This is a genomic window from Kitasatospora sp. NPDC006697 (assembly GCF_042869935.1).
Taxonomy (GTDB): Bacteria; Actinomycetota; Actinomycetes; order Streptomycetales; family Streptomycetaceae; genus Kitasatospora.
Genome location: NZ_JBIAGU010000028.1, coordinates 21,687 through 40,577, shown reverse-complemented (window position 1 = coordinate 40,577; position 18,891 = coordinate 21,687). Strand labels below are relative to the sequence as shown.

The window sequence follows — 18,891 nt, the reverse complement described above, 5'->3', positions numbered from 1 at the left end:
ATCCCATGGCCAGCGCCCCCGACCTGTCAAGGACCCGCTGGGCCGGCGGGCGGCGCAGCGGGTCCCCGACCTGCGCGGATCAGCCCCCGGCGGCCTGGCGGGCGCGCAGGATCTCCAGGCCCACCAGGTCGTCCGGCGGTGCGTCCGGCACCTGCTCGTCGAAGCCGCGCAGGGCCGGCAGCCGCAGCGAGACCAGCACGATCACCGCCATCGCCAGCGCGAAGACCAGGTAGAGCAGCCCGGTGCCGCGCCCGGGTCCGGTGCCGAGCACCCGGCCCACGGTGGAGGCGAGCGGGCCGTGCGCGGCCAGCAGCGGCTCGAAGAGCCTGCTGCCCAGCGGCGCCACCAGGCCGAAGCCGAGCGGCAGGGTGGACCAGGAGATGACCGTGTTCAGCGCGAACACCCGGCCGTGGAACCGCTGGGCCACCTTGACCTGCACGGTGGTGAAGTAGATCCCGTTCATCACGTTCAGCCCCAGGCTCATCCCGAACGCCCCGGCCGCCACAACCCAGAGTCGCGGGCTCAGCCCCGGCAGCACGCAGAGCGCGGCCAGCACCAGCGCGGAGTACAGGATGCCGTGCATCCGGCGCTGCCGCGGCCCGCCCCAGAAGCCCATCACCAGCCCGCCGGCCACCGCGCCCAGCCCGGCCCAGAGGGAGACCTGGCCGGCGTCGGCCAGGGTGCCGAAGGAGAGGGTGAGCGGGGAGAGCAGCACGAAGAGCGGGGAGAGGAAGACGTTGAGCACCGCGAAGAAGAGCAGCATCGAGCGCAGCCCGCGGTTGCCCCAGGAGTAGGCCAGGCCCGCCCTGATCTCCGCGCCCAGGCTCTCCTTGCGCCGCCAGGCCAGGGTGTCCGGGAACCGCACCGCGGCGGTCACCGCGATCGCCACCGCGTAGCTGGCCACGTCCAGCGCCAGGATGCCGCCCAGGCCGATCGCCGCCAGCAGCCCGGTGGCGAGCACCGGCGCGAGCACCTGGGCGCCGCCGCCGATCATCTGCACCACGCCGTTGGCGTGCCCGAGGTAGCGCTTGGGCACCAGCTGCGGGATCGCCGAGCCGTAGGCGAGGCGCTGGAAGGTGACCGCGACCGAGAGCACCATCACGAAGCCGTACAGGTAGCCGACGTCCAGGTGCCCGGTGGCGGCCAGCACGGCCAGGGCCAGCTGGGTGGCGCCGGCCAGGCAGTCGGCCGCCAGCATCACCTTCTTGCGGCTGCTGCGGTCCACCACCGCGCCGGCCAGCGGGGCCAGCAGCAGGCCGGGGACCAGGCCGAGCACGGTGAACAGGGTGAACCGGGCGAGCGAGTGGGTGTGCAGGAAGATCCAGATCGGGATGGCGAACTCGGTCAGCGCCGATCCGGTGACCGAGACCAGCTGGCCGGCCGCGACCGAGAGGAACCGGCCCATGCTGGGCTGCACCCTTCCCCAGCCTCCGGCCGGGGATGCCCCTATGGCCGCCGGGTCCGCCCCGTTCTCGGAGCGCCCGCGAAGCTGCCAGGTCTCCCGGCTCGGGTCCGCCGGGCCGTCCAGCGCGGGGTGCACGGTGGTGACGATCTCGGCCAGTTCCCCGGCCCGGTACTTCAGGAAGAAGTGCCCGGCCTCCTCCAGCACCACCAGCGCGGTGCGCGGGCTGAGGAAGTGCCACTCGCGGAACCGCTCCTCGGCGTACTCGGTGGCCGGGTCCTGGTCGCCGACCACCGCGATCACCGGTGCGGCGAGCGGCGCCACGCCCTGGTCCAGCATCGCGGTGAAGCGCTGCTCGGCGCTCTCGCTGTCGTGCCGCATGTTGCGGATGATCCGGTAGGCCTGCTCCTGGTCCAGCTCACCCATCTCCAGGCCCAGGCCGCGCAGCCAGTTCTCGTAGACCCGGTCGCCCTTGAGCTTCTCCCGCTGGGCGAGCGCGGACAGCCCGCGGATCAGCCGGCCGCGCGGGCGGGCGAACGGGAAGATGGCGCCGATGTAGACCGCCGCCACCGCGCGGCCGGCCGCCTCCAGCCGGCGGGCCAGCTCGACGGTGAGGGCGCTCCCCACCCCGCAGTGGCCGTACAGCGCCAGCGGGCCCTCCACCTTGGCCAGGATCTCGCCGGCGGTGCGCTCGATCAACTCCTCGAACGGCAGCGGGTCCTCCACCAGGCCCAGGTCGTGGCCCGGGATAGAGAGGGCGAACAACCGGTGGGTGTCCGGGAGTTCGTCGGCCAGCGGCTGGTAGACCACCGCGCTGCCGCCGCCGTAGGGCACACAGACCAGGGTGAGTTCGGCGGGGCCCCGGCGGCCCCGGGTCAGCTCGTGCAGCAGCTCGCGCGGGCCGCGCCGGTCGGCCGGCAGCTCGGCCAGGGCGGCCAGCTCACGGACCGTCGGGTGCTTGAACAGGTCCAGCACGCTGATCCCGGCGCCGAGTTCGGCCTTGAGCCGGGCCACCGCCTGGGTGGCCAGCAGCGAGTGGCCGCCCAGGTCGAAGAAGTCGTCGTCCAGTCCGATCCCGTCCAGCTCCAGCACCTGCTGCCAGACGGCCGCCACGGTCAGCTGGGCCGGGGTGCCGGGCCGCTCGCCGGCGGCGCCCGGGGCCGGGCGGGCCGGGGCGGGCAGCGCCGCGCGGTCCAGCTTGCCGCTCGGCGAGAGCGGCAGCGCGGCCAGGTGCACGTAGGCTGCCGGGACCAGCAGTTCGGGCAGGGTGCGCTTGAGCGCGGTGCGCAGCTCGGCCGGCGCGCTCTCCTCGCCGGTGGTGTAGGCGACCAGGCGCTGGTCGCCGGGGCGGTCCTCGCGGACGACCACGGCGGCCTCGCGGATGCCCGGCAGCGCGGTCAGCGCCGCCTCGATCTCGCCCGGCTCGATCCGCAGGCCGCGCAGCTTCACCTGGCGGTCCATCCGGCCGAGGAAGTCCAGCGCGCCGTCCGGCCGGCGCAGTGCCAGGTCGCCGGTGGCGTACATGCGACTGCCGGGCGGGCCGTACGGGTCGGGGCGGAACTTCTCCGCGGTGGCGGTGGGGTTGTTCAGGTAGCCCAGCGCCAGGCCGGCCCCGGCGATGAACACCTGGCCCGGCACGCCGTCCGGCAGCAGCTGCCCGTGCTCGTCCAGCACGTACAGCGAGAGGTTCTGGATCGGGCGGCCGATCGGCAGCCGGGCGGCGCCGGTCGCCGCCTCGGGCGGGCAGGGCCAGGCGGAGACGTCCACGGCGGCCTCGGTGGGGCCGTAGAGGTTGTGCAGCTCCAGCCCGGGCAGCCGCTGGTGCAGTCGCAGCGCGTGGGCGGGCGGCAGCTCCTCGCCGCTGCACACCACCCGGCGCAGCGAGACGCAACCCTCGATGCCCTCCTCGGCCAGGAAGGCGCCGAGCATCGAGGGCACGAAGTGCGCGGTGGTGACGGCCCGTTCGCGGATCACCTCGCGCAGGTAGCCGGCGTCCTTGTGCCCGCCCGGGCGGGCCAGCACCAGCCGGGCGCCGGCCAGCAGCGGCCAGAAGAACTCCCAGACCGAGACGTCGAAGCTGGCCGGCGTCTTCTGCAGCACCGCGTCCGCACCGGTGAGCGGGTAGGCCTGCTGCATCCAGTGCAGCCGGTTGCAGATCGCCCGGTGCGGCACCAGCACGCCCTTCGGGCGGCCGGTGGAGCCGGAGGTGTAAATGGCGTAGGCCGGGTCCAGCGGGCCGGCCTGTGGCTCGGGAGGAGTGTCCGGGTAGCCATCTGATGGATCGTCAAGATAGAGGACCTGGGCCGCTGGTGGGGCGTCCGGCAGGTTCCGCTGGGTGAGCAGCAGGCGGGCGCCGGAATCCGCGACCATGTAGGCCAGCCGCTCGGCCGGATAGTCCGGGTCCAGCGGCAGGTAGGCGGCGCCCGACTTGAGCACGGCCAGCAGCGCGACCACCAGGTCGAGCGAGCGCTCGGCGTGCACGGCCACCAACCGGCCGGGGCCCGCGCCGCGTTCGCGCAGTGCGTGGGCCAGCCGGTTGGCCCGGGCGGCCAGTTCGTCGCCGGTCAGCTCGCCGTCCTCGCCCTGCACCGCGAGACGGCCGCCCGCCTCGGCCAGGCCCAGGTCGACCAGCGCGTCCAGCGTGGTGTCGTCCGGGAACGCCGTGCCGGGGCCGCGCGATGCCTCGATGGCGGCGGCCCGGCCCTGCTCGTCGAGCAGCGGCAGGCGGAAGACCGGGATGTCGGGCTGTTCGGTGGCGGCGGTCAGCAGCAGGGTGAAGGTGGCGGCCAGCCGCTCGACCGTGGCGGCCTCGAACAGGTCCGGGTTGTAGAGGACCTGGCCATGGAAGCCGTCCGGGCCCTCGGTGACGTACAGCTCCAGGTCGAACCGGGTGTTCCAGGTGGTGACCGGGTAGCCCTCGGCGGTCAGCGTCCCGGTGGCCGCCGGCACCGGCGGGGTGTAGTTCTGCAGCGCGAACAGCACCTGGAAGACGGGGGAGCGGCTGACGTCGCGCACCGGGTCCAGGGCGGTGACCAGCCGCTCGAAGGGCAGCTCCTGGTGGGCGAAGGCGTCCAGCGCGGTGCCGCGCACGGTGGCGAGCAGCTCGGTGAAGCTCGGGTCGCCGGCCAGGTCGGCGCGCATCGCCAGCATGTTGACGAAGACGCCGACCACCTCCTCCAGCTCCTTGCGCCCGCGCCCCGCCACCGGGGTGCCGACGGCGAAGTCGCGCTGCCCGCTGCACCGGGCCAGCAGCAGCTGGAAGGCGGCCAGCAGCACCATGTACGGGGTGGCGGCCGCCGCCTTGGCCAGTTCGGCCACCCGCTCGCTGGTCCGGGCGCCGAGCGGGAAGGCGTGGGAGGCGCCCGCGTAGGTCCGTTCGGCCGGGCGCGGGTGGTCCAGCGGCAGTTCCAGGGCGGGCACCCCGGCCAGCCGGGGGAGCCAGTGGTCCAGGTCGCGGCGCTCGGCCGCGCCGTCCGGGGCGGACCGCTGCCAGGCGGCGAAGTCGCCGTAGCGGACCGCCGGTTCGGGGCGGACCGGGGCGCCGCCGGTGAGTTCCAGCAGCTCGGCCAGCAGCAGTTCGGCGGCCCAGCCGTCGCAGGCCAGGTGGTGCACGGCGAGCACCAGCAGGTGCTCCTCGGGGCCGAGTTCGACCAGCAGGGCGCGCAGCAGCGGTGCCTCGGCGGGGTCGACCGGCGCGGCGAGTTCGGCGGCCACCAGCTCGGCGGCCGCGGCCTCGTCGTCGGCGGCGGCGAAGCGCGGCCCGACCACCGCGGCCGGCTCGACCACGGCGACCGGCCGGCCGTCCTCGGTGGCCGGGAACCTGGTGCGCAGCGCCTCGTGACGGCCCGTCAGGGCGGCCAGGGCCGCGGTGAAGGCGGTGCGGTCCAGCGGCCCGCGCAGCCGGCGGACCAGGGGGATCGTGTAGGCGCTGGTGCCGGGCGCGTACTGCTCCATGAACCACAGCCGCTCCTGGGCGTAGGAGAGCGGCGGATCGGCTTCGGCGCGGCGGGGGATGGCGGGGGCGGCGGGCGCGGGCAGCCGCAGCCGGGCCGCGAGCAGGTCCTGCTGGGCGGCGGAGAGCTGGTCGGTCACGGTGGGTCAGGATCCTTCCGCGGCAGCGTCGAGGGAGAGGTCGGCCAGGACCAGGGCGCGGACCTCGGCGGCCAGTGCGGCAACCGAGCGGTGGTCGAAGACCAGCCGGACCGGCAGGTCGAGGGCGGTGGCCTCGCCGAGCCGGGCGGTCACCCGCAGGGCGTGCAGCGAGTGGCCGCCGAGGGCGAAGAAGTCGTCCAGTGCGCCTACCGCGGGCAGGTCCAGCACCTCCTGCCAGACGGCGGCGACCAGGCGCTCGGCGTCGTCCCTGGGGGCCAGGAACTTCGCGGCACCGGGGTCGGGCCGTCCGGGGTCGGGCAGGGCGGCCCGGTCCACTTTGCCACCCGGGGTCAGCGGCAGCGCCTCCAGCAGCACGAACCGGCCGGGGACCAGGCGCTCGGGCAGCCGCGCGCGCAGTGCGGCCGGGTCGGGCAGCGCTCCGACCAGGTAGGCGACCAGGGCCTGGTCGCGGACCGCGACGGCGGCGGCCAGTACGCCCGGTTCGGCGAGCAGGTGGCGCTCCACCTCGCCGGGCTCGATCCGGTGGCCGCGCACCTTGAGCTGTCCGTCCAGCCGGCCGAGGAAGTGGAGCCGGCCGTCGGGGGTGCGCAGCACCCGGTCGCCGGTGGCGTACAGCCGGTCGCCCGGGTCGCCGAACGGGTCGGGGTGGAAGGCGCGTGCGGTGCGCTCGGGGTCGCCGGCGTAGCCGAGCGCCACCCCCGGGCCGCCCAGGTGCAGCTGGCCCGCCACGCCGAACGGCACCAACTGGCGGTGCTCGTCCAGCACGTACGCGTCGGTGCAGTCCAGTGGCTGCCCGATCGGCGGGTCGGCCGGGCCGTCGGCCACCTCGGCGGCGGTGGCGATCACCGTGGCCTCGGTCGGGCCGTAGGTGTTCAGCAGCCGCACCTTCGGGCCGACCGCGCGCCGCCAGGCGTGCACCGCGGCGCCGCGGGCCTGCTCGCCGCCCAGGATCAGCAGCCGCAGCTCCGGTGGCCAGGCGGTGGCCGGCTCGGCGGTGAGCGCGTGCCAGTAGCTGGTGGGCAGATCGAGGACGGTGAGCCGGCGGCCCTCCGGCGTGCGCAGGAAGTCGGGGAGCAGTTCGCCGCCGCCCGGCAGCAGCACCAGGGTGGCGCCGGCGGCCAGGGCCGGGAAGACCTCCTCGACATGGGCGTCGAAGCTCGCCGAGGCGAACTGCAGCACCCGCTCGCCCGGGCCGAGACCGTACCGCTCGACCATCCAGCGCACCCGCACCGCCAGCCCCTCGGCGGTGAGCTGGACCGCCTTGGGCTCGCCGGTGGAGCCCGAGGTGTGGCACAGGTAGGCCAGCCCGGCCGGTCCGGGGCGGGCACCGGGGAGCGGGTGGAGGCCGGTCGCGTCGAGCAGCAGCGCGGCGCCGGCTCCGGCGGCCAGCCGAGCACGGCGCTCGGCGGGGTCGGCCGGGTCCAGGTAGGTGTAGGCGGCGCCGCGCCGGTGGGCGGCGAGCAGCGCCGCGACCAGTTCGGCGGAGCGGGGCAGGCTGACGGCCAGCACCTGGCCGGGGGCCAGACCGTCCAGCCGCTCGGTGGTCTTCGTCACCAGGTCAGCCAACTCGGCGTAGCTGAAACGGCGTTCGCCGTCCACCAGGGCCTCGGCGGTGGGGTCGGCGGCGGCCTGCTCGGCGAACAGCAGGTGCGGGGCGCGGGCCGGGCCGGCCGGGCGCGGGCCGCGGCCGGCGGCCAGCAGGGCGGTCCGCTCGGTGGCGGGCAGCAGCTCCAGCCGGTCCAGCGGGCGGTCCGGGTCGGCCAGTGCGGCGGCGAGCAGGGTGCCCAGGCGGGCGGCCAGCCGGGCGCCCCCGGCATGGTCCAGCAGGCTCAGGCGGTGGCCGAGGGAGAGGCCGAGACCCTGCTCGGGGTCGGCGGGGTCGTCCCAGGCGTCCAGGGTGAGCGGGGCCTTGGCGCGCGCGAAGCCGGAGGGGAGGTGGTCCACCGCCAGCCCGTCGAAGCCGGCCTCCCCGCCGCCCGCACCGCCGCCGTTGAGCACCAGCAGCGCCTGGAACGGACCTTCGCTCCCCGCGCCCAACTCCTCGAACGGCACCTGCGGGTGGGCGTAGGCCTCGAAGAAGGTGCGGCGGTTGCGCTTCAGCAGTTCGCGCAGCGAGGGCGAGCCGGAGAGGTCCTGACGGACCACCAGGGTGGTGGAGAAGTAGCCGATCAGCGGCTCCAGTTCGACCCGGTCACGGCCGGCCACCGGGGTGCCGACGGACAGGTCGGTGGTCGGGTGGTGGCGGGACAGCAGCGCCTGGAAGGCGCTGAGCAGCACCAGGAAGACGGTGGAGCGCTCGGCCCGGGCCAGCGCGTGCAGCCGCCCGGCCAGGCCCGCGGGGAGCGGCACCTGGTGGAAGGCGCCGCGAGTGTCCGTACCCGTGGGCGGCAGGTCGAGCGGGGCGGAACCGTGCAGCGTGCGCTGCCAGAACTCGCGGTCGGCGGCGGCGCGTTCGCGGGACTGCTCGGCGTGGCTGTGGAACTCCAGTGGCAGTGGCGGGAGCTGGACGCCGTTGTAGAGCTCGGCCAGCTCGCGGTGGTAGACGTCCATCGACCAGCCGTCGGCGGCGATGTGGTGCAGCACCAGGGCGAGTTGGTGCTCCTGCGGGCCGATGCGCAGCAGGGTGGGGCGCAGTGGCGGCGCGGCGGCCAGGTCGAGCGGGCGCTCCAGCCGCTCGCGGACCAGCTCGTCGGCCCGCTCGGGGGCGCACTCGAGGAGTTCCAGCGGACAGGGGGCCGGCGCCAGCACCTGGCCCACGGCCACCCCGTCGCGTTCCTGGTACCGGGTCCGCAGCGGCTGGTGCCGGGCGGCCAGGGCGTCCAGCGCCCGGCGCAGTGCGGGCAGGTCCAGCTCGCCGCGCAGCCGCAGCCGACTGTACATGTGGTAGGAGGTGTCCTCGGGGTCGAAGCGGTGCAGGAACCAGAGCCGTTCCTGACCGGGCGTCAACCGGTACTCGCGCTCGATGACCGGCTCGCTCACGGCGGGGGTCACGAGGCCTCCTCCAGGTACTGCGCCAGCCCGCGGATGGTCGGGGCGTCGAAGAAGACGTGCAGGGGCAGTTCGGCGCCCAGCCGGTCCAGGGCGCGGGCGGCGATCCGGGCCATGGTCAGCGAGTGGCCGCCCAGGTCGAACAGGTCGTCGTCCGGGCCGATCGCGGGCAGTGACAGCACCTCGCACCAGATCTCGTGCAGCACGGCCGCCGCACCGGCGTACTCCGCTCCGCTCGCCGGGGTGGCCGTCGGGGTGGGCGCCGGCAGCGCGGCCCGGTCCAGCTTGCCGTTGGGCGTGGTCGGCAGCTCGGCCAGCACCAGCACCGTCTGCGGCACCGCGTACCCCGGCAGCAGCTTGGCCAGCCGGGCCCGCAGCCGCTCCGGGTCCGCGCCGCCCGTGACGTACCCGACCAGCACCTCCCCGTGCAGCGCGGCCGCCGCCTGCCGGACCCCGGGGTCGGCCAGCAGCGCGGCCTCCACCTCGCCCAGCTCCACCCGGTGGCCGCGCACCTTGACCTGGTGGTCCGAGCGCCCCAGGAACTCCAGGCCGCCGTCCGCCCGGTAGCGCACCAGGTCGCCGGTCCGGTACATGAGGGCGGGGGGCGTCAGCGCGGAGGCGGTGCCCCACGGGTCCGGCACGAACCGCTGCGCCGTCAGCTCCGGGTTGCCCAGGTAGCCGAGCGCCACCCCGGCGCCGCCGATCACCAGCTCGCCGGGCACCCCGAACGGGCTCAGGCCGCCCTCCTGGTCCAGCACCCGCAGCCTGGTCCCGGGCAGCGGCCCGCCCAGTGAGACCGTCGCCGGCTCCGCGGGCACCTCCCAGCAACTGGACCAGATGGTGGTCTCGGTGGGCCCGTACATGTTGAACAGCCGGGCCGCCCGCGCCCGCAGCTCCCGGGCCAGCGGCAGCGGCAGCGCCTCGCCGCCGACCAGCGCCACCGGGACCTCCGACAGCCCGCCGGCCAGCAGCAGCTGCCAGCCGGTCGGGGTGGCCTGGAGGTGGGTGACCCCGTGCGCCCGGACCAGCTCGCGCAGCGCCGCGCCGTCCTCGGCGGCCCGCTGCCCGGGGACCACCAGGCGCCCGCCGGTGCTCAGCGGCAGGTACATCTCCAGCCCGGAGATGTCGAAGGAGACCGAGGTCAGCCCGAGCCAGCAGGTGTCCGGACCGGTCCCGCCGACCAACGAGCCGGTCGCGTCCAGGAAGGCGGCCAGCGCCCGGTGCCCCACCAGCACGCCCTTGGGGCGGCCGGTGGAGCCGGAGGTGTAGATGACGTACGCGGGCCGGTCCAGCCCGGGCAGCGCGTCGGTGCCGGGCTCCGCCCCCGGGTCCAGCAGCACCCGGGGCGCGGTGACCGCGGCCGGCAGCAGCGGCGCCGACCCGGCCGTGACCAGCACGCAGGCGGCCCCGGAGTCGGCAAGCGCCAGCGCCGTCCGTTCGGCGGCGTGCTTCGGGTCGAGCGGCAGGTAGCTCGCGCCGGCCCGCCAGACGCCGAGCAGCGCGGCGAGCAGCTCCGGCGAGCGCTCCACGAACACCCCGACCACGTCGCCGGGCCGCACCCCGGCCGCCTGGAGCTGACCGGTCACCCGGGCGCTCGACGCGGCCAGCTCGCCGTAGCGGACCGGGCCGCCGGCGCACTCCAGGGCCACCGCCTCCGGCGCCCGCTCCGCCTGGGCGAGGAACCGCGCGGGCACGGTCGACTCGGGAACCGCCAGCGCGGCTCCCTCCCCGCGGGCCAGCAGCTCCGCCTGCTCCGCCGCCGGCAGCAGCGCCACCTCGAAGACCGACCGGTCCGGCTCGGCCAGCAGCGCCTGGAGCAGCGTCAGGTACCGGGCGAGCAGCCGCTGCGCCGTCTCCCGGGTGAACAGCGCCGCCGCGTAACTGAGGTGCAGCTCGGCCCGGCCGTCCTCGCGCCAGATCTCCAGCGCCAGATCGCACTTGGCCTGCGCGTACTCCAACTGGAAGACCTCGCTCGCGCCGTCCTCGGGGGCCAGCGGCGCGGACTGGGCGTGCTGGAGGGCGAACATCGCCTGGAAGAGCGGGGTGCGGGACCGGTCGCGAGTCACGTCCAGCGCCGTCAGCAGCTCGGCGAACGGCAGCTGCTGGTGCGCGAACCCGGTCAGCGCGGTGGCCCGGACCCGGTCGACCAACTGGTCGAAGTCCGGCTCCCCGGCCAGGTCGGCACGGAGCGCGACCGTGGTGGCCAGGCAGCCGACCAGGCCCTCGTGCTCCACCCTGGACCGCCCGGCCACCGGCGTGCCCACGCAGAAGTCCCGCTGCCCGCTGTGCCGGGCCAGCAGCACCTGGTAGGCGGCGAGCAGCACCATGAACGCGGTGGCGCGGTGCGACCGGGCCAACCTGTCGACGGCCGCCATCAGTTCGGCGGAGAGCTCGGCCCGCGCCAGGCCCCCGGCGGTCTCCCGCACCGCCGCGCGCGGCGCGTCCGTGGGCAGCTCCAGGTCCGGGACCCCGGCCAGCGCGGCGGTCCAGTGGGCGAGCGCCCGCTCGCCCGCGGCCCGTCCGGCGGCGCCGCGCTGCTCGGCCACGTGCTCGCGGTGGGTCATCGCCAGTGGCGGCAGCGGGTCGGGCTTGCCCTCGGTGAAGGCCCGGTAGAGCGCGGCGACCTCGGCGCCGACCAGCTGCATCGACCAGCCGTCCACCGCGATGTGGTGCAGCACCAGGCAGAGCACGTGCTCGGCCGGCCCGACCGCCAGCAGGGCGGCCCGCAGCGGGGCCCCGGCGGCCAGGTCGAAGGGCTCGGCGACCCGCTCGGCCACCAGGCGGTGCAGCGGGTCCGGGTCACCCGGGACGGTCAGCCGCTCCAGCGGTACGGCCGCCGGCGGGGCCACCTCGGCCCGGGGCACGCCGTCCTGCTCCAGGTAGCGGGTGCGCAGCACCTCGTGCCGGGCCGCCACGGCGGTCAGCGCCCGGGCCAGCGCGGCCGGGTCGAGCCGGCCGGTCAGCCGCTGCACCCAGAAGACGTTGTAGGAGGAGTCGGTGGGATCGAGCCGTTGCAGGAACCAGAGCCGTTCCTGGTGGGGGGACAGGTCAAGCAAGGGTGCTCTCCTGGGGGCCGGCCGCGGCGGCGACCTCGGTGCGGAAGGCCGCGGCGAGGCGGGCGGCGGTGTCGGGGGCGAAGGCGTGGTGGTTGTAGACGACGGCGGCCGACAGCGAGCCGTCCGGCCTTTCCTCGCAGATCAGTTCGGGTGTGCTGAGGTCGAGCTCGCCGCCCGGGGTGGGCCAGTCCAGGCCCTCCTGCTCGCGCGGCAGCGGGAACGGCTCGGAGCGCACCCCTGGCAGGAACGGGCCGCTGCCCCAGTTCTCGTAGTGGATCCGGGCCGGGAACGGCACCAGCGGCGCCGTCTCGTGGTAGGCGTGGAACTGGTGGGTGGCCGCCTCCAGGGCGGTGGTCCGGACCCGCCCGAGCAGCGTGGGGAAGTCGGGGGCCGCGGCGGTGTCCACCCGCAGCAGCAGCGACTGGACCAGGCAGCCGATCAGCGCGTCGTGCTCGGCGGCGGTCCGCCCGGGCACCGGGGACATCAGCACCAGGTCGGTCAGCCCGGTCCAGTCCGCGAGCACCCTGGTCCAGCAGGCGGCGACCGCCATGAACGGGGTGGCGCCGAGGGCGCGGGCCCGCAACCTCAGCGCGCCGAGCTCGGCGGCGGACAGCTCGAAGCCGTGCCGGCGCCGGGAGAACCGGTCGGTCCGCAGGCGCCCGGGGAACGGCTCCAGCGCGCGCGGCGCACCGGCCAGCCGCTGCTGCCAGAACTCCCGGTTCCGGTCCCACTGCTGGGCGGTCCAGGCGCAGTAGCCGGCGTGGTGCAGCGCCGGCGGGGCCAGCGGATCGGGCCGGCCGGCCGCGAACGCCGAGACCAGCCGGCCCAGTTCGCGCAGCAGCACGCCCAGCGACCAGCCGTCGAAGACGAAGTGGTGCACGCTCAGTACCAGCACCGCGTCGTTCGGCGCGAGCCGGATCAGCAGCGCCCGCACCAGCGGGTCGGCCACCAGGTCGCCGACCCGCTCGCGCTCGTCCCGGGCCAGTTCGGCCGCGTGCGCCTCGTCCCGGGCCGTCACCAGCTCCAGCTCCGCGGGCAGTTCCGCGGCCACCGAAAGCTGCAGCCTGCCGTCCGGGGTGCGCTCGCGGAGCAGCCGCAGCGGCTCGTGACGCCGGGTCAGCGCGTCCAGCGCCCGCCGCAGCAGCTCGGGGTCGAGCGGTTCGCGCAGCCGGATCGCGGTGCTGATCGCGCCCGGGTCGCGCGGCGGCTCGGTGGCCGCCATCCAGTCCAGGAACTCCAGCTGCTGGGTGGTGAGCGCCAGTTCGGGGTCGGCCCCGGTGGTAGCCGGGGCCGGGGCGGGGGTGGACGCGTGGGCGTCGATCCAGGCGGCCTGCCCGGCCAGCACCGGGCGGTCGAAGGCGAGGGCGGCGGTGGCCGGGGCGCCGAAGGCCTGCCGCACCTCGGCGGCCAGCCGGCCGGCGCGGAAGGAGTCGCCGCCGAGGGCGAAGAAGTCGTCCTGGCGGTCGACCCGGGCCACGCCCAGCAGGCGGCGCCAGATCCCGGCGAGCGCCCGCTCGGTTGCCGAGTTCGCGTCAACTTCCTTGGGGGGCACGGCTGGTGAGTAGGTCATCGGGCAGTCCGTGGGGGTTGGCGGCCGGCGGGTTCCGGCGTGTGCCAGTGAACTGTTACGCATCCGTCCGATCGCTGCAAGAGCATGCGGAAACTTTCTGAAACATCTTCCGTCGCAGGTTGCGGCCCTGTTACGTTCCGAGTCCCCACCCCGACCCCGCCCGACGGAGGGACCCGCATGCCGCTTTCCGAACCCCCGACCACCGTGGTGGGGCTGCTGGCGGCCCGGGCCGCGGCGCAGCCGCGCCGCCCGGCGGTCCGTCAGGACGGGCGCGAGCTCGACTTCGCCCAGTGGCGGGCCGGGGCCGACCGGCTGGCCCGCGCCCTGGTGGCCCGTGGGCTGCGGCCCGGCCAGCGGGTGGCGCTGCTGCCCGGCGAGGACTGGCTGCGCTACGCCGTCGACTTCGCCGGGGTGCTGACGGCCGGTGGGGTCGCGCTGCCGCTGGCCGCCGCGCTGCCGCCGCGTCAGCTGGCCGAGACGCTGACCCGCAACCAGGTGGCGGGCGTGCTGCACGGACCCGGCCTGGCGGTGCCGGCCGGACCGTGGTGGACCGCGGCCGAGCTCCCCGAAGCCCCGTCAGACCTGGCGCTGCCGCCGGTCGGCCCGCAGGACCCGGCCCAGATCGTCTGCACCTCCGGCTCCACCGGCACCCCCAAGGACGTCGCCGCCAGCCACGGCAACCTCTGCCACGGCCGTCCCGCCCACCCGCGCACCCGCCGCTACGCGCACTCGCAGGGCATGCTGCACGCCTTCCCGATCGGCACCAACGCGGCCCAGATGATGCTGGTCGAGGCGCTCACCGCGCACCCCACGCTGCACTGCGCCGGCCGGTTCGAGGCCGCGGCGCACGCCGAGCTGATCGAGCGGGAGCGGATCGGCACCCTCTTCCTGGTCCCGGCGACCGCCGCCGAACTGCTGCGCTCCGGCGCGCTCGACGGCCGCGACCTCGGCTCGGTGCAACTGGTCAGCTCCTCCGCCGCGGCGCTGCCGCCGGTGCTGGCCCGGGAGCTGGCCGCCGCCTTCCCGCGCGCCGTGCTGGTCAACTACTACACCTCCACCGAGGCGGTCCCGGCCCAGCTCAGCGTGATCGTCGACCCGGCCCGGCCGGAAGCCCTCGGGCGCCCGGCCGACCCGCGCGACCTGCGGATCGCCGGCCCGGACGGCACCGAGCTGCCGACCGGCGAGGTGGGGGAGGTCTGGCTCCGCTCGGACGCGCCGCCCCGGCGCTACGCGGGCGACGACGCCGCCACCGCGGCCACCTTCCGGGACGGCTGGGTGCGGATGGGCGACCTCGGGCGGCTGGACGCGGCCGGCTACCTCCACCTGGTGGACCGGGAGAGCGACGTGATCAAGTCCGGTGCGCTCAAGGTCTCCACGCTGCGGATCGAGGCGGCGCTGCTGGAGCACCCGGCGGTGGCCGAGGCGGCGGCGGTCGGCCTCCCGCACCCGCTGATGGGCGCGGTGCCGGCCGCCGTGCTGCGGGCCGACCGGCCGCTGGACCTGGACGAGCTGCGCGACTTCCTGGCCGAGCGGCTGACCCGGTCCGAACGGCCGGTGCGGCTGCTGCTGGTGGACGAGCTGCCGCGGACCGCCACCGGCAAGCCGGTCAAGCCGGAGATCCGCCGCCTGCTCGAAGCACCGGCCCCCGCGCCCGTCGCGGCCGAGCCCGACGTCGCCGACCCGTTCGGCCGCCCCTTCCTCCCAACCCCCGAGGACTTCTGAATGGACGTCAACCTCGCCCAGAGCGGCATCTGGTTCACCGAGCGCCTCGGCGGCCTCGGCACCGTGTACTCGATGCCGTTCGCCGTCACCCTGCACGGCCCGCTGGACCAGGACGCGCTGCTCGCCGCCCTGCGCACCGTGGTCGACCGCCACCCGGTGCTCGCCGGCGCGCTCCGCGAACAGGACGGGCTGCCCCGGCTGGTCCCCGCCGTGCAGCCGCCGCAGCCCGTCGTGGTCGACCTGAGCGCCACCCCCGAGCTGCAGCCCGAGCACGAACGGGCCGAGATCCTGCGCCCGTTCGACCCGGCGCACGGCCCGCTGCTGCGCTGCACCCTCTACCGCACCGCCCCCGAGACCCACCGCCTGCTGGTCGTGGTCCACCACCTCGCCTTCGACGGCCAGTCGACCTCGCTCTTCCTGGACGAGCTGGCCGCCGCCTACGCCGGCGCCGAACTGCCCGCCCTCCCCGAGCCGGAGGACCCGGCGGACCAGCACGACCGGGTGACGCAGGCGCTGCCCGGCGCCCGCGCCTTCTGGAAGCAGCGCTGGAGCGAGCCCGCCGAGGTCCGGCTCCCCGGCCTGCACGGCACCCCGCGCACCGCCGGCCCCGGCGAGAGCGTCGGCTTCGAGCCGGACCCGCGGCTGCGCCCCGCGATCGCCGCCCTGGGGATCAGCACCTTCCAGTTCACCCTGTCCAGCTGGCTGGTGCTGCTGCGCCGCTACGGCAACCTCGAACCGGTCCTCGGGGTGGACTTCGGCACCCGCACCGCCGAGCAGTGCCCGCTGATCGGCGCGCACGTCAACGAACTCCCGGTCGCCCAGGCGCCGCGGCTGGACCAGTCCTTCCGCACCTTCGTGGACGCGCTGGTCTTCGGCCAGGGCCTGCGCTCCGACCTGCGCGGGCTGTTCCGCTACCGCGAGGTGCCGCTCGGCAGGGCCGTCGCCGGGGTGCGCCCGGCCGTGGCCCTGGCACCGGTCACCCTGGCCTACCGCCGTCGCGGTGCGGCCCCCGACTTCCCCGGCCTGCGGGCCGAGGTGGACTGGGCGCTGCCCAACCACACCGCGCGCGGCACCCTGCGGATCCACCAGGTGGACGGCCCGGAGGGCTGGCGGACCGTGCTCCAGTACGACCCGGACCGGCTGGACCGCGCCGACGCCGAGCGGATCGCCCGGCACTGGCAGCGGCTCGCGGCGGCCCTGGCCGAGCACCCCGACACCCCGCTGGCCGAGCTGGAGTTCGCGCCCGAGGAGGCCGAACTGGAGCGCCGGTGGAACGCCACCGCGGTGGAGCGCCCGGCTGCCACGCTGCCCGAACTCCTCGCCGCCCAGGCCGCCGCCACCCCGCAGGCGCTCGCGGTCAGCGGCACCGTCGAACTGACCTACCGTCAACTCGCCGACCGGGTCGACTCACTGGCCCGGCACATCGAGCCCGGCAGCGTGGTGGCCATCCTCGCCGAGCGCGGTCCCGCCGCCCTGATCGGCCAGCTCGCCACCCTCCGCGCGGGCGCCGCCTACCTCCCGCTGGACCCCGCCCACCCCGTCGACCGCCTCCGCGCCCTGCTCGCCGACGCCGGCGCCGCGCTCGTCCTCACGGACCGTCCGCTCGACGGGATCGAGGCCCGCCCGCTGCCCGATCCGGCCGCCGCGCCCGAGGCGGCCCCGCGGACCGACCGTGCCCACCCCGGGCCCGCGGACCGCGCCTACGTCCTCTACACCTCCGGCTCCACCGGCCGCCCCAAGGGCGTGGAGATCGAGCACCGAGCCCTGACCAACCTGCTGCTCGACTTCCGCGACCGGCTGTCCGCCGCCCCCGAGCACCGCTGGCTGGCGCTGACCGCCCCGACCTTCGACATCGCCGCCCTGGAGCTCTACCTGCCGCTGGTCAGCGGCGGCCGGGTGGTCTTCGCCCCGCCCACGGCGCACGCGGACGGCCGGGCCGTGGTGGAGCTGATCGAGCGGCAGCAGATCAGCCACGTCCAGGCCACGCCGTCCGGCTGGCAGCTGCTGCTGGACGCCGGCCTGCGCGAGGTCCCGGTCGCCCTGGTCGGCGGCGAGGCGCTGCCGCCGACCCTGGCCCAGCAGCTGCTGGCCCGCACCGGCCGGCTGCTCAACGTCTACGGCCCGACCGAGACCACCGTCTGGTCCACCGCCGCCGAACTCACCGGCGGCGCCCAGGGCGGCATCGGCACCCCGCTCGCCAACACCACGGTGCGGCTGCTCGACCCCACCGGCCTGCCGCTCCCGCACGGCCTGCCCGGCGAGCTGTGGATCGGCGGCGCCGGCCTGGCCCGCGGCTACCTGGGCCGCCCGGAGCTGACCGCCGAACGGTTCGTCACCGGCCCGGACGGCGAGCGCCGCTACCGCACCGGCGACCTGGCCCGCCGCCGCCCCGACGGCTGCCTGGAGTTCCTGGGCCGCCTGGACGGCCAGCTCAAGCTGCGCGGCCACCGGATCGAGCCCGGCGAGATCGAGGCCCAGCTGCTGACCCACCCGCAGGTGGCCCGGGCCGCCGTCACCGTGCTGGACCCGCAGAGCCCCGGCGGCGGCCGGCTGGTCGCCCACCTGGTGGCCACCGACCCGGTGCCCGGCGAGCCGGAGCTGCGCGCCCACCTGGCCCGCACCCTGCCCGCCGTGCTGCACCCCTCGCTCTGGCGCCTGGTGGACGAGCTGCCGCTGACCGGCAACGGCAAGGTGGACCGCCTCGCGCTGGCCGCCTGGCGCCCGCAGGCCGCCGAGCAGCAGGCACCGCGGCCGGAGCGCGGCGGCACGGCCGCGGCGGTGCACGAGATCTGGTGCGAGGTGCTCGGCCTGCCGGGGATCGGCGACCAGGAGGACCTGTTCGACCTGGGCGGCCACTCGCTGACGGTGACCCAGATCGGCGCCCGGATCGCCTCCCGGCTCGGCGTCGACCTGCCGCTGCACGTCTTCTACGACGACGCCACCATCGCCGGCATGGCCGCCGCCGTGGACCGGGTGGGCAGCGCCCGATGACCGACCTCACCGCGCTGCACGTCAACTGGACCGGTCCGTTCCGGGCCGGCCTGCGCCGGGCCCGGGAGGGCGGCGGCCGCCGGGTCTACGGCTTCCCGCCCGAGGAGGTGCTGAGCTGCGTGCACAGCGCGCTGGCCTGGCGCGAGCACCACGGGCCGATCGAGCTGGTCACCGACGAGCTGGGCGCCGCCTGGTGCCGGGAGCAGGGCCTGGCGGGGCTCTACGAGCGGATCGACACCGGCCTGGACGCGCTCGACGGCATGGACCTGGACCCGGTGGTCTGGTTCACCGGGGCCAAGTACCTCGCGGTGCGCGACCGGCCGGCCCCCTTCGTGCTGCTGGACACCGACCTCTACCTGCGCCGTCCGCTGGCCGGCCTGGACCGCGGCGGGGCGCAGCGGAAGGGCTTCTGGTTCGCGCACTGGGAATCGGTCGACAACGCCGTCTACCCGCCGCCCGAGGAGCTGCCCAACCGGGCCGGCGCCGACCTCTCCCGCTGGCTGTTCGACACCCCCGCCACCAACATGGCGATCGCCGCCTTCCTGGACGAGGACCACCGGGCCGGCTTCGCGCAGGCCGCCCTCGGCTTCGCGCTCGGCAACGGCGGCCCGGCCCCGGGCGAGCCGGTGGCCCGCCCGGCCTTCGCCGAGCAACGGCTTGCACCCGCTGTCGCAAGGACCCTGGGCGTGCCGCTGCACCCGGTGGCGGAGGGCTTCTGGCTGGTCGAGGAGGAGCGCTGGGACGGCCCCGCGCCGGTCGCCGACTTCCACCACATCTGGAACCTCAAGGCCGCGCTGCGCCGCCACCCCGAGCTGCACGGCCCCTACCTGCGACAACTGCTGGCGGAACTGCTCTGGCGGTTCCCGGACACGGCCGGCCTGCTGGCGCGGATCCCGGCGCTGGCCGGGCTGCGCCCGCTGCTCGCACCCACGCTGGCGGCCCTGGAGCAGCACGGCCCGCTGACCGACCCGAGTTGGCCGTTCGGCGAACGCAGGACGCGCCGCGGCAACCGTGAGGACACGCGCGTGTAACGATCGCCGAGTCTTTGC

The 18,891-nt window shown here is 76.1% G+C and carries 7 protein-coding genes; 3 read left to right on the top strand and 4 right to left on the bottom strand.

Features of this window, described 5'->3' with window-relative positions:
- Positions 1-79: 79 nt before the first annotated feature.
- Genes ACFYNO_RS30575 through ACFYNO_RS30560 form a run of 4 tightly spaced genes read right to left on the bottom strand, consistent with a single transcriptional unit; the run spans position 80 to position 13,129 of the window.
- Positions 80-5,494, bottom strand: coding sequence for an amino acid adenylation domain-containing protein (locus ACFYNO_RS30575; RefSeq protein WP_388019820.1), 5,415 nt, complete (start codon positions 5,492-5,494; stop codon positions 80-82).
- Between the two features lie 6 nt (positions 5,495-5,500).
- Positions 5,501-8,506 carry a condensation domain-containing protein gene (locus ACFYNO_RS30570; RefSeq protein WP_388019817.1) on the bottom strand — a complete coding sequence of 1,002 codons (3,006 nt, stop codon included), beginning with the start codon at positions 8,504-8,506 and terminating at the stop codon, positions 5,501-5,503.
- Positions 8,503-11,559, bottom strand: coding sequence for an amino acid adenylation domain-containing protein (locus tag ACFYNO_RS30565; RefSeq protein WP_388019814.1), 3,057 nt, complete (start codon positions 11,557-11,559; stop codon positions 8,503-8,505). The genes ACFYNO_RS30570 and ACFYNO_RS30565 overlap by 4 nt, the downstream gene beginning before the upstream one ends.
- Positions 11,552-13,129 carry a condensation domain-containing protein gene (locus tag ACFYNO_RS30560; protein WP_388019811.1) on the bottom strand — a complete coding sequence of 526 codons (1,578 nt, stop codon included), beginning with the start codon at positions 13,127-13,129 and terminating at the stop codon, positions 11,552-11,554. The genes ACFYNO_RS30565 and ACFYNO_RS30560 overlap by 8 nt, the downstream gene beginning before the upstream one ends.
- A 177-nt stretch (positions 13,130-13,306) precedes the next feature.
- Here ACFYNO_RS30560 and ACFYNO_RS30555 point away from each other — a divergent pair, with 177 nt between their 5' ends.
- The 3 genes from ACFYNO_RS30555 to ACFYNO_RS30545 are packed head-to-tail and all read left to right on the top strand — an operon-like array spanning position 13,307 to position 18,873.
- A complete protein-coding gene (locus ACFYNO_RS30555; protein ID WP_388019808.1) occupies positions 13,307-14,851 on the top strand; it encodes a class I adenylate-forming enzyme family protein in 1,545 nt (514 codons plus the stop codon).
- Positions 14,852-17,842: an amino acid adenylation domain-containing protein gene (locus ACFYNO_RS30550; protein ID WP_388019805.1), complete on the top strand. Its 2,991-nt coding sequence runs from the start codon at positions 14,852-14,854 to the stop codon at positions 17,840-17,842.
- Positions 17,839-18,873 carry a hypothetical protein gene (locus ACFYNO_RS30545; RefSeq protein ID WP_388019802.1) on the top strand — a complete coding sequence of 345 codons (1,035 nt, stop codon included), beginning with the start codon at positions 17,839-17,841 and terminating at the stop codon, positions 18,871-18,873. The genes ACFYNO_RS30550 and ACFYNO_RS30545 overlap by 4 nt, the downstream gene beginning before the upstream one ends.
- Positions 18,874-18,891 lie beyond the last annotated feature (18 nt).